Origin of the sequence: Nonomuraea sp. NPDC005692 (assembly GCF_040631115.1) — a bacterium.
GTDB lineage: Bacteria > Actinomycetota > Actinomycetes > Streptosporangiales > Streptosporangiaceae > Nonomuraea.
On sequence record NZ_JBEXYU010000008.1, the window covers coordinates 22,419 to 41,974 of the forward strand.

General features: G+C 73.6%; 21 protein-coding genes. 10 read left to right on the forward strand and 11 right to left on the reverse strand.

Annotated elements, in window-relative coordinates:
• The first annotated feature begins 5 nt into the window (after positions 1–5).
• Positions 6–515 (forward strand): protein-tyrosine phosphatase family protein, encoded by a 510-nt coding sequence (locus ABZ459_RS19140; RefSeq protein WP_357971610.1) that lies wholly within the window; start codon positions 6–8, stop codon positions 513–515.
• Between the two features lie 22 nt (positions 516–537).
• On the opposite strand, the gene ABZ459_RS19145 is transcribed toward ABZ459_RS19140, so the two are convergent.
• Both ABZ459_RS19145 and ABZ459_RS19150 read right to left on the reverse strand, forming a co-directional pair.
• Positions 538–804, reverse strand: coding sequence for a DUF2795 domain-containing protein (locus ABZ459_RS19145; RefSeq protein WP_357971612.1), 267 nt, complete (start codon positions 802–804; stop codon positions 538–540).
• A 22-nt stretch (positions 805–826) separates the two neighbouring features.
• On the reverse strand, positions 827–2,437 hold the full coding sequence (locus ABZ459_RS19150) for a RecQ family ATP-dependent DNA helicase (RefSeq protein WP_357971614.1): 1,611 nt from the start codon (positions 2,435–2,437) through the stop codon (positions 827–829).
• A 53-nt stretch (positions 2,438–2,490) separates the two neighbouring features.
• Here ABZ459_RS19150 and ABZ459_RS19155 point away from each other — a divergent pair, with 53 nt between their 5' ends.
• On the forward strand, positions 2,491–2,991 hold the full coding sequence (locus ABZ459_RS19155; protein WP_357971616.1) for a DUF6789 family protein: 501 nt from the start codon (positions 2,491–2,493) through the stop codon (positions 2,989–2,991).
• 13 nt (positions 2,992–3,004) lie between these two features.
• Here ABZ459_RS19155 and ABZ459_RS19160 read toward each other — a convergent pair whose 3' ends face one another.
• Complete coding sequence (locus ABZ459_RS19160; protein ID WP_357971618.1) at positions 3,005–3,478, reverse strand: GNAT family N-acetyltransferase; 474 nt, start codon at positions 3,476–3,478, stop codon at positions 3,005–3,007.
• Between the two features lie 311 nt (positions 3,479–3,789).
• Here ABZ459_RS19160 and ABZ459_RS19165 point away from each other — a divergent pair, with 311 nt between their 5' ends.
• From ABZ459_RS19165 to ABZ459_RS19175, 3 genes are all read left to right on the forward strand, one after another.
• Positions 3,790–6,198: a PQQ-dependent sugar dehydrogenase gene (locus tag ABZ459_RS19165; protein WP_357971620.1), complete on the forward strand. Its 2,409-nt coding sequence runs from the start codon at positions 3,790–3,792 to the stop codon at positions 6,196–6,198.
• A gap of 18 nt (positions 6,199–6,216) precedes the next feature.
• Entirely contained in the window at positions 6,217–7,965 is a 1,749-nt protein-coding gene (locus ABZ459_RS19170; protein WP_357971622.1) for a CBM35 domain-containing protein, read from the forward strand.
• A gap of 64 nt (positions 7,966–8,029) precedes the next feature.
• Positions 8,030–8,572, forward strand: coding sequence for an isochorismatase family cysteine hydrolase (locus ABZ459_RS19175; protein WP_357971624.1), 543 nt, complete (start codon positions 8,030–8,032; stop codon positions 8,570–8,572).
• Here ABZ459_RS19175 and ABZ459_RS19180 read toward each other — a convergent pair.
• Positions 8,562–9,398, reverse strand: coding sequence for an alpha/beta hydrolase (locus tag ABZ459_RS19180; RefSeq protein ID WP_357971626.1), 837 nt, complete (start codon positions 9,396–9,398; stop codon positions 8,562–8,564). The genes ABZ459_RS19175 and ABZ459_RS19180 overlap by 11 nt on opposite strands.
• A gap of 67 nt (positions 9,399–9,465) precedes the next feature.
• On the opposite strand from ABZ459_RS19180, the gene ABZ459_RS19185 reads away from it, so the two are divergent.
• Positions 9,466–10,017, forward strand: a complete 552-nt coding sequence (locus ABZ459_RS19185) for a helix-turn-helix domain-containing protein (protein WP_357971628.1) — start codon at positions 9,466–9,468, stop codon at positions 10,015–10,017.
• 12 nt (positions 10,018–10,029) lie between these two features.
• On the opposite strand, the gene ABZ459_RS19190 is transcribed toward ABZ459_RS19185, so the two are convergent.
• Positions 10,030–10,197, reverse strand: coding sequence for a hypothetical protein (locus ABZ459_RS19190; protein WP_357971630.1), 168 nt, complete (start codon positions 10,195–10,197; stop codon positions 10,030–10,032).
• A gap of 200 nt (positions 10,198–10,397) precedes the next feature.
• On the opposite strand from ABZ459_RS19190, the gene ABZ459_RS19195 reads away from it, so the two are divergent.
• Positions 10,398–10,805: an ATP-binding protein gene (locus tag ABZ459_RS19195; protein ID WP_357971632.1), complete on the forward strand. Its 408-nt coding sequence runs from the start codon at positions 10,398–10,400 to the stop codon at positions 10,803–10,805.
• Positions 10,806–10,825: 20 nt separating this feature from the next.
• Complete coding sequence (pip, locus tag ABZ459_RS19200; RefSeq protein WP_357971634.1) at positions 10,826–11,827, forward strand: prolyl aminopeptidase; 1,002 nt, start codon at positions 10,826–10,828, stop codon at positions 11,825–11,827.
• On the opposite strand, the gene ABZ459_RS19205 is transcribed toward pip, so the two are convergent.
• Positions 11,776–12,246 carry a nitroreductase family deazaflavin-dependent oxidoreductase gene (locus ABZ459_RS19205; protein WP_357971636.1) on the reverse strand — a complete coding sequence of 157 codons (471 nt, stop codon included), beginning with the start codon at positions 12,244–12,246 and terminating at the stop codon, positions 11,776–11,778. The two genes, pip and ABZ459_RS19205, sit on opposite strands and share 52 nt — an antisense overlap.
• Positions 12,247–12,303: 57 nt before the next feature.
• Positions 12,304–12,933: a TetR/AcrR family transcriptional regulator gene (locus ABZ459_RS19210; protein WP_357971638.1), complete on the reverse strand. Its 630-nt coding sequence runs from the start codon at positions 12,931–12,933 to the stop codon at positions 12,304–12,306.
• A 64-nt stretch (positions 12,934–12,997) separates the two neighbouring features.
• Between ABZ459_RS19210 and ABZ459_RS19215 the strand changes: the two genes are divergently transcribed.
• A complete protein-coding gene (locus ABZ459_RS19215; protein WP_357971640.1) occupies positions 12,998–13,597 on the forward strand; it encodes a hypothetical protein in 600 nt (199 codons plus the stop codon).
• A gap of 82 nt (positions 13,598–13,679) precedes the next feature.
• Here the strand turns inward: ABZ459_RS19215 and ABZ459_RS19220 are convergent, their stop codons facing one another.
• Together ABZ459_RS19220 and ABZ459_RS19225 are read right to left on the reverse strand one after the other, a co-directional pair.
• On the reverse strand, positions 13,680–15,104 hold the full coding sequence (locus ABZ459_RS19220; protein WP_357971642.1) for a hypothetical protein: 1,425 nt from the start codon (positions 15,102–15,104) through the stop codon (positions 13,680–13,682).
• A 102-nt stretch (positions 15,105–15,206) separates the two neighbouring features.
• Positions 15,207–15,728, reverse strand: coding sequence for a snapalysin family zinc-dependent metalloprotease (locus ABZ459_RS19225; protein WP_357971644.1), 522 nt, complete (start codon positions 15,726–15,728; stop codon positions 15,207–15,209).
• A gap of 189 nt (positions 15,729–15,917) precedes the next feature.
• Between ABZ459_RS19225 and ABZ459_RS19230 the strand changes: the two genes are divergently transcribed.
• A complete protein-coding gene (locus tag ABZ459_RS19230; protein WP_357971646.1) occupies positions 15,918–17,174 on the forward strand; it encodes a cation:proton antiporter in 1,257 nt (418 codons plus the stop codon).
• 47 nt (positions 17,175–17,221) lie between these two features.
• Here ABZ459_RS19230 and ABZ459_RS19235 read toward each other — a convergent pair whose 3' ends face one another.
• A complete protein-coding gene (locus tag ABZ459_RS19235; protein ID WP_357971648.1) occupies positions 17,222–18,757 on the reverse strand; it encodes an alpha/beta fold hydrolase in 1,536 nt (511 codons plus the stop codon).
• A gap of 77 nt (positions 18,758–18,834) precedes the next feature.
• Positions 18,835–19,473: a TetR/AcrR family transcriptional regulator gene (locus ABZ459_RS19240; RefSeq protein WP_357971650.1), complete on the reverse strand. Its 639-nt coding sequence runs from the start codon at positions 19,471–19,473 to the stop codon at positions 18,835–18,837.
• Positions 19,474–19,556 lie beyond the last annotated feature (83 nt).

Sequence of the window (19,556 nt, forward strand, 5' to 3'; positions counted from 1 at the left end):
GATCCGTGACGACTCCGACGGACGGCACGACGGGCGAGCCGCCGCTCGCGGGCGCCTTCCGGCTCCCGGACGGCACCTGGATCCGCGGCCGGGGCCTGCGCCACCCGCTGCCGGACGGCCCGGCGCCCGGCTTCGGCCTCTACCTCGGGTCGGCGCGGCTGACCCGCCGCCACGAGGGCGGCCTGCGCTGGCCGCACGCGTGGATCGAGTGGCCCGACTTCCTGCTGCCCCGCGACCGCGACGCGGCCGTGGAGCGGATCCGCGACCTGCACCGGCGGGCGCGGGAGGGGGAGGCGGTCGAGGTGGCGTGCGGGGGCGGCGTGGGCCGCACCGGCACGGTCGTCGCCTGCCTCGCCGTCCTGGCCGGCCTCGACCCGGCCGACGCCGTCGCCTGGACGCGCGAGCACCACCACCCCCGGGCGGTCGAGACCCCGTGGCAACGCCGCTGGATCCGGCGCTTCCCCGGCCCCCTCCGCCCGGGGCCGGACGACCAGGGGCGCGCGATGCGCCCCTGAGCCGGGCGGCCCCGGGCCGGTCTCAGCCGTGCTCGCCGGCGATGCCCAGCTCCCGCGCGACGTCCTCGACGTTGGCGAAGGTCCGGTCCGGCAGGGAGCGCAGGGCGGACAGCACCGGCTCCGGGGCCGACTCGGCCTCGGCCCGGTCCAGCAGCGAGTCCCGGTCGGCGGGGAAGGCGTGGGTGCCGCTGACCCAGCGGGCCAGGTCGCTCCGGCTCTCCGTCTGCGCGTGGCTCATGCCCTCGGGCGAGCCGGGCTCGTGCTGCCGGTCGTTGTCGTGTCGTTCCATGTCCGTGTGTCCTTTCGCCGGTTCAGATCTCGGTCAGGAGGTCCTCTTCGAGGACGACGTCGAGCTGGAGCTCTCGGTATCCGGCGTCCTCGAACAGGACCGTCAGGCGGTCCTCGCCGCGCTGGATGACCTGGCCGGGCCCCCACGCGCGGTGTTCCACCCGGGCGTGCAGCGGGAAGGGGCCGCTCTCCCGGGGCGCCCGCTCGGCGGTCCCGGCGCGGCAGGTGTCGCAGTTGCCGCAGTTGTCGGCGAGCTCCTCGCCGAAGTAGCCGAGCAGGAAACGCCGGCGGCAGTCGGTGGTCTCGGCGTAGCGGCGCATCATCTCCAGCCGGCTGCGGTCGACGTCGCGGCGGCGCTCGGCCAGTTCCCTGGCGCGGCTCGCCGCCGCCCGGGGATCGAGGCCGGGCACGGGATCGACCTTGCGGGTGCCGAGCCGTACCGCACCGGCTCTCTCCAGCAGGTCCAGCAGCGCCGTCAGGCGGCGCGCCGACAACCCGGCGCGTTCGGCCAGGCCCTTGCGGTCGCTGCCGGGGCCGGATTCGGCGACCGCCTCGGCGACCCGGGCCAGCCGCTCCTCGTCGGGCGTCCCGCCGGTGAAGAACCGCTGCAGTCCCAGGTCCTCGGGCCGGTAGAAGAGCACGGCGTCGGCCGGCTCGCCGTCCCGGCCCGCCCGGCCGATCTCCTGGTAGTACGCGTCCGGCGAACCGGGGATCTCGGCGTGCAGGACGAAACGCACGTCCGGTTTGTCGATGCCCATGCCGAAGGCGTTGGTCGCGACCACGACGTCCAGGTCACCGGCCATGAACCGGCCGTGCACCTCGTCCCGTTCGGCCCGGCGCAGCCCGGCGTGGTAGGCGGCGGCCTGTACGCCGGCCTGCGCCAGCAGCCCGCTCAGACGGCCGGTCTGCCTGCGCGAGGCCGTGTAGACGATGCCGGGCTTCTTCGCCGCCGCGACGGTCGTGACGATGTCGGCGGCGGGGTCGTCGAGCGCCCGGCGCACCTCCAGCGAGATGTTGGGCCGGTCGAACCCCTGGACGATCTCCACCGGCGCGCGCATGCCCAGCCGCTCGGCGATCTCCGCCCGTACCGGCGGGGCGGCGGTCGCCGTCAGCGCCGCGACGACCGGACGGCCGAGCGCGTCGGCCACCGCGCCGAGCCGCAGGTAGTCGGGGCGGAAGTCGTGCCCCCAGGCCGAGACGCAGTGGGCCTCGTCCACCACCATGAGCGAGGGGGCCGCGGCGGCCAGCTCGCGCAGGACGTCGGGACGGGCGAGCTGCTCGGGCGCGCAGAACAGGAACTCCGTCTCCCCCGCCCGCAGCGCCTGGAACGTCTCCGCCCGCTCACCGGCCCGCGTCCGCGCGTCCAGGCTGACGGCCTCCTCGTCGCGGTCGCGCAGGGCCTCGACCTGGTCGCGCTGCAAGGCGATGAGCGGCGAGACCACCAGGGTCGGGCCGCGCAGCAGCAACGCCGGCACCTGGTAGATCGCCGACTTGCCGCTCCCGGTGGGCATCACCACCAGCGTGTCCCTGCCCTCGGCCAGGGCCGTCATCGCCCGGAGCTGGCCGGGCCGCAGGTCGGTCAGGCCCAGCGCCTGCCTGGCCACCCGCTCGCATGCCGCCGCCGTGTCGCCCATCCGGTCCTCTCTGGTCGGGAAGACCGTCCTTCCTGCCCCGCCGGACGGCCGGCATGTCAGCCGCCGCCCGTTTCCTGCGTCCCGTCCCGGGCACCGGGCTTCGCATGCGCAACCTCATGAAAGGCGCCGCGGGCGGCGCCGTGGCGACCGCGGCGATGAGCGTGGTGATGCTCGCCGGCAGCCGGGCGGGCCTGATGGAGGACCAGCCGCCGAAACGCATCGCGCGGGCGTTGCTGCCGGGCCACCGGCATCGCCCCAAACCGGGCGAGGGGGTCGTGGGGGCGCTGGCCCACGTGGGGTTCGGCGTCACCGCCGGAGCCCTGTTCGGCCTGCTGACCCGCGGGCGCCGCACCCCGTCCGCGCTGGGCGTCGGCTACGCGCTGACGATCTGGATCGCCAGTTACCAGGGCTGGATCCCGAGCCTGGACATCCTGCCGCCGGTCTCCCGCGACCGGCCGGGCCGCCCCGCGGTGATGGCCCTCGGCCACGTGGTCTACGGGTCGGCCCTCGCGGCGACCCTGAACCGCCTCAACGCCCGTACGGACCCCCGATGAGCGGGCGCGGACGTCATCGTGGCGGGAGCCGCAGCTCGAAGACGACCCGATCGACGCCGGGGCCGTCGTAGTCCGGGACGGGCCCAGTGACCGTGAAGCCCATCGCGGCGTGGAAGGCGATGGACGCGCCGTTGACCGGAGAGGTGATCGCCCTGACCCGCTCGCGCCCGTCGGCCACGGCGAGCGCGAAGAAGCGCCGGTAGAGGCGGCGGGCCAGGCCGCCGCCGCGCAGGCGCGGCGCGACGCCGACGAAGTGCACGTAGGCCAGGCCGGGCGCCGACGGCGACAGGATCCCGACGAGGAACCCGGCCAGGCCGTCGCCGTCCTCGGCCACCAGGCTGGTGCGGTGGAAGTGGTCGAGGAACAGGCGCGGCAGCCCGGCGCTGATCGGCCGTCCCCACCAGTCGTCCAGCACGGCGACGATGCGGTCGTGGTCAGCGGGCTCGGCGGGCCGCAGGCGCGGCTCCCCTGCGTCGTTCCGGTCCATGATCTCGTATCGTCGCGGCATCGCCGGGCGGCTGTCCAGCCGCCGGGGGCGAGCGTTGATGTCGGTTTCCGAGCCACATGGTTCCGGCCTCCCGGCGTCCGGCGACGATCACAGATCCGACCTCACACCTGCTTCAGGCATACATCCCCGGCAGATGTCTGTCCACGGCCGCCCGCACCTCCGATGTCTCCCTGAGGCCGAGTTAGTAAAGTTTCCTAAACTTGGATCGTTCCAAGATCGACAACTTGTTGACGGGTGTGACTCCCTGTGGGAACACGATGAAAAGCCGCTCACCCCCCAGGAGCCACCCGATGAACTCGTGGAAGCCCCGGTTATGCGTCCTCGCGCTGGTCGCGGGCGCGCTGGCCGTGCCCGCCGGCCCCGCCGACGCCGCCCCCACCCGGTACGAGGCCGAGAACGCGACGCTCTCGCAGGGAGCCGTCGAGTCCAACCACACCGGCTACTCCGGCAGCGGCTTCGTGAACGGCGACAACGTCGCCGGCTCCTACACGGAGTGGACCGTCGACGCGCCCGGCGCCGGGACCGCCACGCTGGCCCTGCGCTACGCCAACGGCACCACCGGCGACCGGCCCGCCGACCTGGCCGTCAACGGCTCGGTCGTGGCCGCCTCCCGCGCCTTCGCCCCCACCGCCAACTGGGACACCTGGGCCACGGTCACGCTGACCGCCCAGGTCAAGGCGGGCCCCAACACGATCAGGGCCACCGCCGCCACCGCGGGCGGCAACCCCAACTGGGACTACCTCGACGCCGACGTCCAGGTCAGCGGCTTCACCGACTACCAGGCCGAGACCGCCACGATCGCGCGGGGCGTCGTGGAGTCCAACCACGCCGGCTACACCGGCTCCGGCTTCGTCAACTACGACAACGCGACGGGCTCGTACGTCGAGTTCCAGGTGAGCGCGGCGGCCACCGGCCCGCAGAGCCTGACCTTCCGCTACGCCAACGGCACCACGATCGACCGGCCGATGAGCATCTCGGTGAACGGCTCCGCGAGCACCCGGTCCTTCCCCGGCACCGGCGCGTGGACCACCTGGAACGAGGTCACGCTCAACGCCACCCTGAACGCGGGCGCCAACACCGTACGGGCCACCGCGACCACCGCGGACGGCGGCCCGAACCTCGACCGGCTGCGCGTCAGCGGACCGGCCGACACCCAGAAGCCGACCGCGCCCGGCCAGCCGGTGTGCTCCGAGATCACCCACAACAGCCTGAAGCTGGACTGGCCGCCCGCCACGGACGACATCGGCGTCGTGGCCTACGACATCTACCAGCAGGGCCAGCTCATCGCCACCGCCCCCACGCCGCCGGCCACGCTGACCGGGCTGAACCCGGACTTCGGCTACCAGCTGTCGGTCTTCGCCCGGGACGCCTCCGGCAACGTCTCGCTGAGCAGCCCCGAGGCGGCCTGTCACACGCTGCCCGCGCCGCCGGACGACCCGCCCTCGCCGCCGGGCCGGCCCGCGGTCAGCGGCGTGCAGCCCACGTCGGCGACCGTCACCTGGGCCGCCTCCACCGACGACGGCGGTGTGCGCGCCTACCTGGTCCGCGACCACGCCTCCGGCGCCGTGCTGGCCACCGTCGCCGGCGCACCGCCCGCCACCACCGCGAGCGTGCCGCTGGAGTGCGCGCGCACCTACCAGCTCGACGTCGTCGCCCGCGACACCGCCGGCCAGCTCTCCGCACCGAGCGCGGCGTCGGCCTCGTTCACCACGGGCGGTTGCGGCACCGTGCCCCAGACGCCGACCTCCGTCGCGGGCGGCTGGGACGTGCCCTGGGACGTCTCGTGGACGCCGGACGGCTCGTACGCGCTGGTCACCGAGCGGGACACGTTCAAGGTGTTCAAGGTGACACCCTCGGGGACGAAGACGCAGGTCGGGACCGTGCCGAACGTGCAGACCACCGACGGCGAGGGCGGCCTGATGGGCCTCGACCTCTCCCCCACCTGGAACGGCACGACCGACCAGGAGGTGTTCTTCATGCACACCGCCGCCGAGGGCAACCGCATCGCGAAGATGAACTTCAACGGCAGCACGCTCAGCGGCTACACCACGATCCTCCAGGGCATCGACAAGAACCGCTACCACAACGGCGGCCGCATCAGGTTCGGCCCCGACGGCTATCTGTACGCCACCACCGGCGACGCCCAGCAGTCGGCCAACGCACCCAACCTGAACTCGCTCAACGGCAAGATCCTGCGCCTCACCAGGACCGGCGCCGCCGCGCCCGGCAACCCGTTCGGCACCCGCGTCTACAGCTACGGCCACCGCAACCCGCAGGGCCTGGCCTGGGACTCCGCCGGCCGCCTGTGGTCGTCGGAGCTGGGCAACTCCGCACGCGACGAGCTCAACCTGATCCAGCCCGGCAAGAACTACGGCTGGCCCACCTGCGAGGGCACCTGCACCACCTCCGGCATGACCAACCCCAAGTACACCTGGGGCGTCGCCGATGCCTCGCCGAGCGGCATCGCGATCGTCGGCAACACGGTCTTCATGGCGGCGCTGCGCGGGCAGCGGCTGTGGCGCATCGTCCTGAACGGCGAGAACGTCTCGACCGTCAACTCCTACTTCAACGGCACGTACGGCAGGCTGCGCGTGGTCGAGAAGGTGCCGGGCGCCGCCGCCATCTGGTTCGGCTCGACCAACTCCGACAACAACGGCGACGGCAGCGCCGACACGATCCGCCGCTCCGCCATCCAGTAGCCCCCCGAGGGAGTGACCGTGCTCGCAACCCGCTTACGCACCCTCGTCCCGGTCGCCGCCGCGTGCCTGGTCGTCTCCGCGCTCGTGGCGCTGCCCGCGCGCGCGGCGACCGTGCGCTACGAGGCCGAGAACGCCACCAACGTCCAGGGCGCCGTCGAGGCGAACCACGCCGGGTTCTCCGGCACCGGCTTCGTCAACAGCGTCAACGCGGCCGGCCCGTACACGGAGTGGACCGTGGACGCTCCGGCGGCCGGCACCGCCACCCTGGCCATCAGGTACGCCAACGGCACCGGCTCCGCCCGCACCGCCGACGTCTCCGTCAACGGCACGGTCGTGTCCGCCGGGCGTTCGTTCGGCGCGACCGCGAACTGGGACACCTGGGCGACCTCCACCCTCACCGCCGCCCTGAACCGGGGCGACAACAGGATCCGCGTCACCGCCGCGTCCGCGGGCGGCAACCCCAACCTCGACTTCCTGGAGGCCACGACCGCCGCCGCCCCGGCTACCGAGTACCAGGCCGAGGCCGCGACGCTGACGGGGGCGAGCGTGGCCACCAACCACACCGGCTACACCGGCGCCGGGTTCGTCGACTACGTCAACGCCCCCGGCGGCTCCGTCGAATGGTCGGTCAACGTCGCCGAGGCCGGCAGCCACACGCTGACCTTCCGCTACGCCAACGGCACCGCCGCCGGCCGCCCGATGGACGTCGCCGTCAACGGCGTCACCGCGGTGACCGGCCTGGCCTTCCCCGGCACCGGCGGCTGGGACACCTGGGCCGACGCCCGCGCCACGGTGACGCTGAACGCCGGCGTCAACACCGTCCGCGCGACCGGGACCGGCGCCGACGGCGGCCCGAACGTGGACCGGTTGTCGGTCAGCGGCCCCGGCGGCGCCGACGGCCAGGCGCCCACCGTGCCGGCGAGCCCGCGGGTGACCGGCGTCTCGGCCACCGGCATCTCCCTGGCCTGGACCGACTCCACCGACAACGTGGGCGTCACCGGCTACCGCGTCCATGAGGGCACGGCCGTGGTGGCGACCTCGCCCACCGCGAGCGCCACGGTGGCGGGGCTGGCCGCCGGGTCCACCCACACGTACACGATCACGGCGGTGGACGCGGCGGGCAACGAGTCCGGGCACAGCGCCGCGGTCACCGGCACCACGACCGGCGGCACCGGCGGGCCCACCGCCGACCAGCTCCTCGCCGAGCTCACCTCGTGCTCCCAGATCTCCAACGGCAAGTACAAGACCGACTCCGACGTCTCCTCCGGCACCGTCGCGGTGTGCGGCAAGACCGGCGGCGTGTTCTGGAAGGGCGACCTGGACATCGACTGCGACGGCGTCCGCACCGCGCAGTGCAACGAGAGCACCGACTGCTGCTTCCAGGCCGAGACGTTCTGCCACACCACCTCGGACACGCCGCTCAACGCGGCGCAGCTCCCGTACGTGGTGGTGCCGAGCCCCAGCTCGATCTGGGACTACCGGACCAAGGGCATCGGCTGTGGGACGGTGGTGGCCGTCATCTACAACGGCCAGGTCGAGTACGCGGTCACGGGCGACACGGGCCCGTCGGGGATCATCGGCGAGGCCTCCTACCGCACCGCCGCCGACCTGGGCATCAACCCCGACCCGAGCAACGGCGGCACCGACTCCGGCGTCACGTACATCGCGTTCACCGGCTCCGGGACGAAGGTGGCGGCCATCGAGAACCACGACCAGGCCGTGACGCTGGGCCGGACCCTCGCCCAGCGGTTCATCGACGACAACTGACCAAACCCGCCATGCCCCGATTTGTCCAGGATAAAACGGCAGGTAGCTGGACAGGACAGGGGTTATGGCAAGATCTGCGCTGGTCGTCATCGACATGCTGAACCCGTACGAGCACCAGGACGCCGAGCGGCTCGCCCGGCAGGTGGAGCCGATCGTCGAGCCGCTGGCGGACCTGGTGGCACGGGCCGGCGAGCGGGACGACGTCGAGCTGGTGTACGTCAACGACAACTACGGCGACTTCGCCGCCGACCGGCGGGAGATCGAGGAGCGGGCGATGAAGGGCCGGCGGCCCGACCTGGTGCAGCCGGTCCTGCCGCCGCCGGGGTGCGCGTTCCTGCCCAAGGTGCGGCACAGCGCCTTCTTCGGCACGGCCCTGGAGTACCTGCTGTCGCGCAGCGGGGTCGAGCGGGTCGTCCTGGCCGGGCAGGTGACGGAGCAGTGCGTGTTGTACAGCGCGCTGGACGCGTACGTGCGGCACTACGAGCTGACCGTGCCGCCCGACTGCGTGGCGGCCATCCATGGCGATCTCGGGCAGGCGGCGCTGGACATGATGGAACGCAACATGTCCGCCCGGCTCACCCCGTCCGGCGACTGCTTCACCCGATGAGCCGGGCCGTGCGGTCGGCGACGAGGTGCGGCTGCTCGGCCTGGACCAGGTGCCCCGAGAAGACGTCCTCGTGGTGTCCGTCGGGCAGGCTGTCGGCGTAGCGGCGCTGGTGCTCGCGGTTGGCGGCGTGCTGGCGTTCCCGCCCCCGGGCGGCGCGGGTCACCGACAACACGATCGTCGGGCAGCGCGGAGGCCGCGGCGGTCGCGCCCGGAACTCCGGGATCGCGGCGGCCACGGCCCGGATCTCCTGGCGCGTCCGAGCGACCCCGGCGGGGGTGAAGTCCTCGGCGAGCATGGTCCGGTAGGTGTCGGCGGGGAACAGCCGCCGGACGTTCCCACTGAACAGCCGCGCCAGGGGACGGAACCGGCTGAGCGCCTGCGTCACCGCCATCATGCGGTCGACCTGCGCGGCGGTCCGGTCCCAGGTGTCGTACACCGGCGAGGTCTCCGGCAGGACGTCGGCCAGCAGCAGCCCCCGAAGCCGGGGCCCCAGCAGCTCGGCGGCACGGCGCGCGACCAGCCCGCCCATGCTGTGCGCGACCAGCACGAACTCCCCCGGCACGACGGCCTCGGTCATCGCGACCAGGTCGGCCGCCAGGTCGTCGATGCCGAGCGGCCCGGCGGCGGGGCCGCTGCGCGCGCGCCCTGCGCGGTCGTAGGTCACCAGCCGCGCCCTGCTCGCCAGCAGCGGCGTCACCGCGTCCCAGCAGGTGCGCCCGCATCCCCCGCCCGCCTCGAAGACCACCGGTAAGGGCCCTTCACCGGTCTCCTCGACATAGACGTGCCGCCCGTTCACCGGCACCGTCCGCCCCGGCACGTTCCGCATGCCGCCTCCTCCGCGAACCGAACGTTTTCATTTTGGATAACGGTATCTCATATGAAATCGTTGGGCCATGGACCCTGTCGAGCAGCTGCTGCACCCCGTACGGCTGCGCATCGTGCACGCCGTGGCCGCCGCGGGCACGATGACGATCGCGCAGCTCTGCGCCCGCATGCCCGAGGTCCCCAAGATCACGGTCTACCGCCAGGTCGCGCACCTGACCGAGGGCGGGTTCCTGGAGGTCGAGGGCGAGCAGCGCGTACGCGGCGCCACCGAGCGCCGCTACCGGCTGCGCCAGGACCGTCCCGCGATCGACGCGGGGAGCGCCGCCGCGATGTCGCTCGATGACCACCGCAGGGGGTTCGCCGCCGCCATGGCCGTCCTGATCGCCGAGTTCGATGCCTATCTGCGCCGCGAGGGCGCCGATCCGGTCGCCGACTCGGTCTCCTACCGGCAGGGCACCGTGTGGCTCAGCCCCGGCGAACTCGCCGCGATGCTGGCCGACCTGCTGGCGGTACTGGGCGACCGGCTGGGCAACGCCCCGGCCCCCGGCCGCGTCCCCTACCTGCTCAGCGCGATCCTGTTCCCCTCCGGCGAGCCGCCCGCGCACGGAACCGGCCGGTAGCCCGCCAGGACGTCACGCCGTCCGGGCGGGCAGGACCTCACGGGCCCCCACAGGCCCGGATGACCGGCGGCGGTCGCGGCCCGCGCGCGCGAACCCGGCGGCGGCGGCCAGGAAGGCGTCGTCGGTGGCGAAGCGCGCCCCGACGTGATCGCCCGTGTGCACCGGCGGCGGAATCACCATCGTGCTGCCTCCCCAGGCCAGACTGCCCTCATCCCAGGCAGGCGCGGCACGCCCCCCGGAGGGCTTTCAGGGATTTTCCGGTCGAATGTCGTATCAGGCTGCTTAGGATTTGCTCACTGACGGATGAGCGGCTTCACTCACACCCCGCTCGTCGCGGCGGGGGGCCGGTACCGACCAACGGGACGAATCAGGCGGTGACCATGGGCGAGTCCTTCGGGCTGCACGTGCCGATCGGTGCGAACCTGGCTCATCTACGTGGCCTGGTCAGCGCTTTCGCCCTGGAGGCGGGGCTCGACAGGCAGCGGGTGGAACGGTTGGTGCTGGCGGTCAGCGAGGCGGCCGGCAACGTCCTGGAACACGCCCAGGCGCCCGGCACGGTGAGCGCCCGCAGCGACGAGGACGGCGTGACGGTGCACGTCATCGACGAGCGCGGCACCCTGACGTACGCACACCTCAACCGCGTCCCGGCCTGGCCGCCGCAGCGCGGCATGGGCCTGTGGATGATGCAGCGCCTGTGCGACCGGGTGACGCTCGACCATCCGGACGGCCGTTCCCGGCTGGAGCTGTTCGTGCGCCGCGCCCCCACGGGCGGGGACGGGCAGCCGTGAACCCCTAGTACGGTGGCCGGATGTATCCCGCGATCGAACCTTATGACCATGGCCTGCTCGACGTCGGCGACGGTCATCTCGTCTATTGGGAGGCGTGCGGCAACCCCGGCGGCAAGCCCGCGCTGGTCGTCCACGGCGGGCCGGGGTCGAACTGCACCCCGGGCCAGCGGCGCGTCTTCGACCCGGAGCGGTACCGGATCATCCTGTTCGACCAGCGCAACTGCGGACGCAGCCGCCCGCACGCCGCCGACCCCGCCACCGACCTGTCGGCGAACACCACCCACCACCTGGTGGCCGACATGGAACGGCTGCGCGAGCACCTGGGCGTGGACCGCTGGCTGCTGTACGGCGGTTCGTGGGGTTCGACGCTGATCCTGGCCTACGCCGAGGCCCACCCCGAGCGGGTCTCGGAGATCGTGCTCACCGGGGTCACCACGACCCGCCGGTCGGAGATCGACTGGCTGTACGACGGCGTCGGCCGGTTCTTCCCCGAGCAGCGGCAGCGCTTCCGCGAGGGGGTGCCGGAGGGCTGCCGGGGCAGCCTGGCCGAGGTGCTGAGCGCCTATGCCGGGCTGATGGCCGACCCCGATCCGGCGGTCCGCGCCAGGGCCGCCCACGACTGGACGGCGTGGGAGGACACGGTCATCTCGCTGGAGACCAACGGCAAGCCCAACGCCTACAGCGACCGGCCGGCGGACAGACTGGCGGCTCTCGTCCGCATCTGCGCCCACTACTTCTCCAACGGCGCCTGGCTGGAGGAGGGCGTGCTGCTGCGGGAGGCGCACCGGCTGGCGGGCATCCCCGGCGTGCTCATCCACGGCCGTTTCGACCTCGGCGCGCCCCTGGAGTACGCCTGGGACCTGGCTCAGGCGTGGCCCGAGGCCCGCCTGGTGATCGTGGAGGACTCCGGGCACACCGGAAGCGGCACCTTCCGCGACGAGATCCTGAAGGCCCTGGACGGCTTCGCCGATCACCCCGGAACGAACCGGACGAACGGTATGCGGCTGCCCACCTCGCGGTAGTCGTCCACGCCGCCGTCGACGGCGAAGCCCATGATCCGGCAGAGCCGGCGGGCGGCGGCCGGGTGGCGGGGGGCGTACCGGGCCATGATGTCCGCGCCTTCGCCCGGCTCCAGCGGCACCGCCGTGGCGCGCAGGCGGGAGCCGCCGACCTGCAGGATCACCTGCGGGGTGGCCCTGACGTTGCGGTACCAGTCGGCCTTGGGGCCGAAGCCGGAGGCGGCCACGTAGCCCTGCCCGTCGCGCTCGACCACCTCGATGACGGCCCGGCGGGGCAGGCCCGAGACGCGTCCGGTGTGGGTGAGCAGCATGACGCGGCCGCCCAGCAGCGGCCCGAGGCCGAGACGGTACAGCAGGATGGGCAGCCGCCACAGCCTGCGGCGCAGCCCGGTCGGCGGGTCCGGTCTCCTGACGATCTCCATGGTCGGTCTCCTTCCGTGGTGGGCAGGCCCCGGATGGCCCGTCGAGCACTGTTCCCGTCAGCCGGGCGGCGCCCCCGCGGGCGCGGACCCGCCAGGCTCGCCCGCGTCCAGCAGGTCCTCCACCGCCGAGAGCGCCTCGCCGACGGGAAGGGCGGGGTCGATCATGTGGTGCAGCATCAGCCCGTCGATCGCGGCGGTGACGAGCGCGGCGACGCCGTCGAGGCGGGCGGCCGGCCAGCCGGGGCGCAGCCGGCCGAGGCGGGCCGCGATCCGGCCGCGGGCCCGGCGGAGCTCGTCGCGCAGCACCACGCCCAGGGCCGGATCGCGGGTGGCGCCCACGATCAGCTCGGCGGCCAGCCGGGTCATCGGCCCGTCGCCCGCCGCCTGGGCCGGCAGGCCGCGCAGCAGGGCCAGCGCGCCGCGCTCGTCGTCGGCGGCCAGCAGCTCGGTCACCAGCGGGCCGACGACGAGGTCGGTGGCGCGGCGGAAGATCGCCTCGCGCAGGCCGGGCAGCCCGCCGAAGTGGTAGTGGATCAGGCCGGGGTTGGTACCCGCCCGCTCGGCCACGGCCCTCGTGGTGACGCCGGGCCATCCGTGCTCGCCCAGCAGCGCGACCCCGGTCTCCACCAGTTGCTCGCGACGGCGGTCGCCGCGCGCCGAATTTGGCCGCTCGGCCAAGTTGGTCATATGGCCAAGTTAGCACGGGGGAAATCCGCGTGCGCCACGACGGCGGCCGGTGTTGCATGTCCGGATGATCGACGAACCGCTGGACCGCCTCCGCGCCGCCGCACGACGTACCCGTGAACTGGCCCTGGAACGGGGGGCCACCGGCGTGGCCCACGAGGACGCCGACGACGACGCCGGGACGATCGGCACCGACGGCGCCCTGGGCTTCGACCCGTTCCCCCTGCTCGAAGCCCTGCACCGGCATCGTGTCCGGGCCGTGGTGATCGGGCAGGTCGCCGGCATCATGCACGGGTCCGCCGAGCTGACCGGCGACCTGGACCTGCTCTGGGACGGCCGCCCCGCCCATGCTCCGGCCCTGGCCGCCGCCTTCGCCTCCGTCGGCGCCCGCTTCACCGACGAGACGGGCGGCCCGCTGCCCCTGCACCCTGACTCGTTGCTGCGTCCGAAGACGTGCTTCACCTCGCCGGGGGCCGGCGGCGACTGCTGCACCCCGGCGCTCCCCTGGGGAGGGCTCCGGGTCGGCGAGTGCCTGGACCGCGCGGTGACCGCGACCGGCCCCGGCGGCCTGGAGGTCCGCTACGTCTCCCGGGCGGACCTGATCCGGATGCGCCGCGCCCTGGGCCGGCCGAAGGACCTGCGCCGGGCCGCCGAGCTGGAGGCGTGACCGGCGGCGCCCCGGCGCGGAGAACGAGTCGTCGGGTGAGCCGGCGGCACCACCCGCGTGCTGACCAGCCGCCGTCCGCCGGTCACTCCACCGCGCCCGTCCGCGTGAGCAGGTCCTGGTACCAGGCGTCGTACGGATGGTTGGTCGCCGGGTAGTTCGCCGGCGGATCGGTCGCCTGGCCCGCCGAGTCGAAGTCCCATCCGCGGACGAGCCGGCCCGCCCGCCGCGCCTCGGTGATGAACGACGACTGCCCGGCGGGCGCCGCGTAGAACAGCGCGCCCTGCCGCAGCTCCGCGCTGTCCCCCTGCTGGAACTCGTCGAAGGCGACCTGCCGGTGGCGGATGCGGTCGCCGGTGGCGGCGTCGGTGTCCACCCGCAGGGTCCGTGACGGGGTCGGGCCGTCGGCGCCGGTCCATACGTGCACGCGGGGCGCGCCGCCGTAGGAGGTGGTCTTGTCGTGGCGGGCGTCGGAGGTCCTGGCGTTGCCGCTCCACGCGACGCTCGCCGCGCCGGCGTCGAGCGCGCCGGACCACTCCCAGTTCTGGCTGCTGCTCTGGCTGCGGTGGATCTCCCGGAGCCGGGTCCCGGCCGCGTCGGTGAAGCGGATGGTCGGCAGGACGCCGTTGTCGTACTGGCGGCTGGCGGACCAGGTGATCTCGCCGGCGGCGTCCAGGCGTCCCACGCGGTACCAGAGCGTGGTGGCGTTCTGCGACTGGTGGACCTCGACCAGGTCGCCGTTGTCGTTGAGGGCGACGGCCGGGGTGACGCCGCTGTCGTACCTGCCGTGGCGCAGCCAGGTCACCCGGCCGTCGGCGCCGTACACGCCTGTCCAGTACCACAGCGCTCCGGCGCCCGAGTCGTGCACCTCGACGACCTGGCCGCGGGTGTTGACCGCGACGGCCGGATTCGAGCCGAGGTCGCGCTTGTACAGCGTGCGGGTGGTGCCGTCGCCGGAGATCACGGGGAGCACGCGGCCGCGCAGCGCGTCCACGGTGGGCGGGGCGGCCGGGTAGTCCTCGGCCCGCAGCAGCCGCGGCCCGAAGGCGGCGACGAGCTCGTCGTTCAGCGCGGCCGGGTTGCCCGCGGCGTAGGACGGGTTGTCGGTCAGGTCGTCCTTGAGGTCGAGGGCGACGACGATCGGCGCGGCCGTGGGATGCCCCGCCGACCAGTCGTCGATCACCGCGAGCCAGTCGCCGAGCAGGTTGGAGGCCGGGTTGCCCGCGTGGTCCACCTCGTCGCCGGGGGCGTCGTGGCCGACGGAGTAGTCGCGGGCGGTGGCGTACCCGTTGTCGTGGACGTCCAGCTCGACGAAGCGGACGCCGTGGTCGAGCTGGTAGGCGATCGAGTTCCTGGCGCCGTTGACGTTGCCCGAGTAGCTGTTGTGCGTGGCGCGGAAGACCGCCGAGGGTAACGGCACGTCCGCCGCCGCCTCGGCCGATCCGCCGGCCGCCAGGACCGAGGCCGCGGCGGCGAGGGCTGACAGGGCGGCTCTCCTCGAACGGGGCATGCGCTGATCCTCACGTCGGGGGGTGACTGCTCCCAGACAATACGATCACGGCCCTCCGGCCAACCCCCGCCGGGCGAACCGGCGGGGGCGGCTCGGCGGAGGTCAGCGGTCCTCGTGGACGCGGCCGAACTCGACCGCGGGCGTGCTGCCGGCGAAGTTGCGGTCCACCTCGGCCCGCTCGGCCCCGCTGGGGGTGGCGTTCGTGCAGCTCACGGGGGCGCTGGAGCCGGACATCAGGTCGCTGCAGAGCCCGGTGCGCCGGTCCGGCAGGCCGAGGATGTGGCCGATCTCGTGGGTGGCGATCCGCAGCGGGTTGTAGCCCTGGTTGACCGCCTGGCGGCCCATCCAGATCGTGCCGCGGCCGAGGCTGGTGGGCAGCGTCCTGGGCCAGTTGTTGTCGGCCAGGACGACGAAGCTGGCGGGCGTGCCCTGCATGAGCCGGACGTTCACCACGTTGGCGTTCCAGACCTGGGCGGCCTGGTTGACCACGTTGACGAACTCCGCCGACCGGGAGGCGTCGTACCGCAGCACCCGGACCAGCACGGCGGCCTGGGCCGGCGAGGTGACCAGCAGGAAGGAGAGGGCGAGGACGACGGAGAGCGTGACACGGAGAGACCTTGACACGGATCCTCCTCCAGAAGTTGGGGGGTCCTGTCACGGTAGGCGCGCAGTCAGGGGTGGGAAAAGTAGCTATTAGTGCATATTGCCGCGATATGCCGGCGGCGGCCTGGGCTCACCGATCCGGGCGATACTGAGCGATTTGCACGAATAAAACGAAGATTGTCCTGAGTTGATCAGGGCAGTGGGGCCGGGATGTCCACCCCCGATCTCGTCCTGGCCCTCGGCGGCGCGGCCGCGCTGCTCGCCGCCGTCCTGCCCGGCCTGCTCGCCCGCCGGGCCTTCTCCCCGCCCCTGGTCTACCTGCTCGGCGGCATGGGGCTGTACCTGCTGCCGATCGGGCTGCCCGAGCCCGATCCCGTCGCCCATCGGGCGGCCGTCGAGCACATCACCGAGATCTGCGTGCTGGTCTCGCTCATGGGCGCGGGGCTGGCGCTCAACCGGAGGATCGGGTTACGGAGCTGGTCGACGACCTGGCGGCTGCTCGGCTGGGCGATGCCGCTGACCGTCGCCGGGGTCACGGCGGCGGCGTCCGGCGTGCTGGGCTGGCCCGTCGCCGCCGCGCTGCTGCTCGGGGCCGTGCTCGCGCCGACCGACCCGGTGCTCGCCTCCGACGTCAGCGTGGGCGAGCCCGCCGACGCCGAGAACGCCGACGACGAGGTCCGCTTCGCCCTCACCTCGGAGGCGGGCCTGAACGACGGCCTGGCCTTCCCCATCGTGTACGCCGCCATCGCCCTGGCCACCGCCGGCGGCCTGGGCTGGACGGGCGAGTGGGCGCTGACGGACGTGCTCTACCGGATCGTCGCCGGGGTCGTCTGCGGCCTGCTGATCGGCCGCCTGCTCGGCCGGCTGTTCTTCCACTCCCCCGCCGAGGAACTGCGCCTGGCCGAGCGCCGCGACGGCTTCGTGGCCCTGGGCGCCACCCTGCTCGCCTACGGGGTCACCGAGCTGGTCAGCGGCTACGGCTTCATCGCCGTGTTCGTCGCCGCCTGCGCCATCCGCCGGGTCGAGCACGGGCACGGCTACAACAACGTCCTGCACGGCTTCGTCGAGCAGCTCGAACGGCTCTTCACCTCCTGGCTGCTGCTCCTGCTCGGCGGATTCGTCGCCGCCGGCGGCCTGGCCCCGCTCACCTGGCGCGGCGCCCTCGTCGGGGTGCTGCTGATCCTGGTCATCCGCCCGCTGGCGGGCTGGCTCTCGCAGGTCAGGGGCCCGGCCGGTCCCCGGGAGCGCCGGGTCATCTCGCTGTTCGGGATCCGGGGGGTGGGGTCGCTGTTCTACCTGGCGTACGCGCTGGGTCACGCCGACTTCGGCGTGCCGCCCGAGGAACTGTGGGCGGTGACGGCCTTCACCGTGATGCTCTCGGTCGTCCTGCACGGCATCACCGCGACCCCGGCCATGGCCCGCCTCGACGCCCTCCGCGAGCGCCTGGCGACGGGCGCCCGGGGGTAGGACGCGGCCTCGCGGAGAGGAGGCCGCGAGGCCGCGTCAGCACCTGGCTACCGCAGGACGGACGTCCACCCGGGGCGGCCGGGCAGCGGGCTCGGGCTCGGGACCCGCCTGAGCGACAGCTCGCCCGGCGGGACGGCCGGGCAGCGCGCGCCCTGGGCGGGCAGGTCACGGGAGAGCAGGTAGCGGTCGAACGCGGCCGTCGGGCACTCGCCGCGCCCGTAGATGCCGTGCCCCCACCCTTCGTAGGTCAGCAGCCGGGCCTGCCGGCCGGCCTGCAACGCCGTGGAGGCCGCCCACACGTACGGCGTGGCCGGGTCGTGCAGGGCGTTGCCGAGCAGGAGCGTCGGCGAGCCGTCCAGCCTGAGCCGGTGCTGCCGGTTGGGCGTGGCGGTGCCCTGGCAGGCCAGCGCGAGCGGGTGCGCCGCGGCGCTGACCAGCATGTCCGGCGCGACGGCCGCCGACCTGCGGAGCAGCCGGTCCCAGTCGCGGTAGCCGCGGACGGGCAGCGCGTAGTCCTGGCAGAAGACGATGGACGCGTCGTTGACGGTCTCCCCGGCGGCCCGGACGGGCGGCGCGAAGAGCGGGCTGACCGGGCCGGCGCCGCTCTCCATGGCGGCCAGCAGCTCGGCGAGCTGGCTCCAGGCCGGGCCGTAGAACGCGCCGAACGCCAGGCCGATGAGGTCGAGCCTGCGCAGCTTGACGTCCGGCTGCCCGGGGAAGGTCAGCGCGCCCCGGTCGGCCCTGGCCAGCAGCTCGTGCCACACCGCGCGGACGTCCCGGCCGTGCAGCGCGCACGAGTCGGTCCGGCCGCACCAGGCCACGAACTCGTTGAAGGAGTCCTGGGAGGTCCATGCCTCGGTGTCCAGGAACGCCTGGGTGCCGAGGCTGTGGTCCATGTTGCTGTCCAGCGCGAGGGCGCGGACGCGGCGCGGGTAGCGCTCGGCGTAGAGCTGGCCGATCAGGGTGCCGTACGAGACGCCGTAGTAGGTCAGCTTGTCGTCGCCGAGGGCGGCGCGCAGGGCGTCGAGGTCGCGGATCACGTACCCGGTGTGGACGTTGTCGAACAGCGGGCCGGTGCGCCTGCGGCAGTCCTCGCCGTAGCGCCGGTTGAAGGCGAGCAGGGCGTCCCAGCCGGCCTGGTCCTTGATCGACAGCGGGTCGGGCGCCTGCTGGGCGAGCTCCAGCGAGCAGGTGACGGGGTGGCTGCGGCCCACGCCGCGCGGGTCGAAGCCGACCACGTCGAAGCGGCTGGTGATCTCGGGGGTGAAGCCGAGCCAGTCGTTCACCACGGCGTCCACGCCGGAGCCGCCGGGGCCGCCGGGGTTGATCACCAGCGACCCGATCCGGGCGGCCGGGTCGCTCGCCCGGCGCCGGGCGAGGGCCAGCTCGAACGTCCCGGCGCGCGGGTCGTTCCAGTCGACCGGCACGGTCAGCGTCCCGCAGTCGACCGCGGCATCCTCCGCGCACGGCGCCCACCGCACGGCCGGTGCGGTGGCACCGGTGGTGGCGGCGGCCGCGGGGACCGGCGCGAGCGGCGCCGCGAGGGCCGATAAGAGGGTGAGGATCAGGACTGGTCTGCGCATCGCGTCTCCAATCGTCGGGCCCTGATCATCGATCAGTTCCTCCGACAAGACCATCCGACTGGAGGAGGAGACCGGAGTCATCCCTGAGTACCTTCCGCCCGGCCTCCGTCCCGCAGATAGCGCGTGGCGATCGTGACGATCTCCCGCTCCAGCTCCGCCGCGTCGAGACCGGGCGGGTCGGCGGCGAACCGGTGGACGAGCGACTCGACCAGGGCCACGACGAACCGCGCCTGGCGTCGTGGATCGGCCGGGGACAGAACGGGGTCGGCCCGCAGCAGTCTCTCCACGGCCGCCGCCGCCTCACCCTCGACCTCGCGAAAGCGGGTGAGCAGCTCGGGCGGCCGGGGCGCCTGCTCGAACAGCACCTGGTGCAGCCGCGGATCCTCGGCGTGCACGCCCACCAGCGCCCGGGTCAGCTCCGGCAGCCACCGGGCCAGGGGCCGCGGCTCGGCCAGTACGTCCGCCACCGTGCGGGCCGTCTCCTCCAGGTGCCGCTGGGCCAGCACGACCAGGATCGCGTCCTTGTTGGGGAAGTACTGGTACAGCGAACCGATCGACAGCCCGGCCTCCTCGGCGATGCGGTCCGTGGTGCCGGAGGCGTAGCCGTGGCGGCTGAAAACGCGAGCCGCCGCCTCCTCGATGCGCCGGCGGGTCTGCCAGGCGCGCTGTTGCCGCGGCGTCTTCCTGGGGCGATGGGGGGAACGGGCGGGCGGCAACGGCGGCCTCCGGATGCGAGTGCAAAAACTGAGGAATTCCTCATATTCTAGGCGCTCGTTCCTCAAACCCCCTGGAGGTATCA

Excerpts from the sequence above, each read along its gene's own strand:
- ABZ459_RS19165 (WP_357971620.1), top strand. The coding sequence starts at position 3,790 with ATGAACTCGTGGAAGCCCCGGTTATGCGTCCTCGCGCTGGTCGCGGGC.
- ABZ459_RS19195 (WP_357971632.1), top strand. The coding sequence starts at position 10,398 with ATGGGCGAGTCCTTCGGGCTGCACGTGCCGATCGGTGCGAACCTGGCT.
- ABZ459_RS19190 (WP_357971630.1), bottom strand. The coding sequence starts at position 10,197 with ATGGTGATTCCGCCGCCGGTGCACACGGGCGATCACGTCGGGGCGCGC.
- ABZ459_RS19180 (WP_357971626.1), bottom strand. The coding sequence starts at position 9,398 with ATGCGGAACGTGCCGGGGCGGACGGTGCCGGTGAACGGGCGGCACGTC.
- ABZ459_RS19155 (WP_357971616.1), top strand. The coding sequence starts at position 2,491 with ATGTCAGCCGCCGCCCGTTTCCTGCGTCCCGTCCCGGGCACCGGGCTT.
- ABZ459_RS19185 (WP_357971628.1), top strand. The coding sequence starts at position 9,466 with ATGGACCCTGTCGAGCAGCTGCTGCACCCCGTACGGCTGCGCATCGTG.
- ABZ459_RS19230 (WP_357971646.1), top strand. The coding sequence starts at position 15,918 with ATGTCCACCCCCGATCTCGTCCTGGCCCTCGGCGGCGCGGCCGCGCTG.
- ABZ459_RS19215 (WP_357971640.1), top strand. The coding sequence starts at position 12,998 with ATGATCGACGAACCGCTGGACCGCCTCCGCGCCGCCGCACGACGTACC.
- ABZ459_RS19150 (WP_357971614.1), bottom strand. The coding sequence starts at position 2,437 with ATGGGCGACACGGCGGCGGCATGCGAGCGGGTGGCCAGGCAGGCGCTG.
- ABZ459_RS19145 (WP_357971612.1), bottom strand. The coding sequence starts at position 804 with ATGGAACGACACGACAACGACCGGCAGCACGAGCCCGGCTCGCCCGAG.
- ABZ459_RS19160 (WP_357971618.1), bottom strand. The coding sequence starts at position 3,478 with ATGGACCGGAACGACGCAGGGGAGCCGCGCCTGCGGCCCGCCGAGCCC.
- ABZ459_RS19175 (WP_357971624.1), top strand. The coding sequence starts at position 8,030 with ATGGCAAGATCTGCGCTGGTCGTCATCGACATGCTGAACCCGTACGAG.
- ABZ459_RS19220 (WP_357971642.1), bottom strand. The coding sequence starts at position 15,104 with ATGCCCCGTTCGAGGAGAGCCGCCCTGTCAGCCCTCGCCGCCGCGGCC.
- ABZ459_RS19210 (WP_357971638.1), bottom strand. The coding sequence starts at position 12,933 with ATGACCAACTTGGCCGAGCGGCCAAATTCGGCGCGCGGCGACCGCCGT.
- pip (WP_357971634.1), top strand. The coding sequence starts at position 10,826 with ATGTATCCCGCGATCGAACCTTATGACCATGGCCTGCTCGACGTCGGC.
- ABZ459_RS19235 (WP_357971648.1), bottom strand. The coding sequence starts at position 18,757 with ATGCGCAGACCAGTCCTGATCCTCACCCTCTTATCGGCCCTCGCGGCG.
- ABZ459_RS19205 (WP_357971636.1), bottom strand. The coding sequence starts at position 12,246 with ATGGAGATCGTCAGGAGACCGGACCCGCCGACCGGGCTGCGCCGCAGG.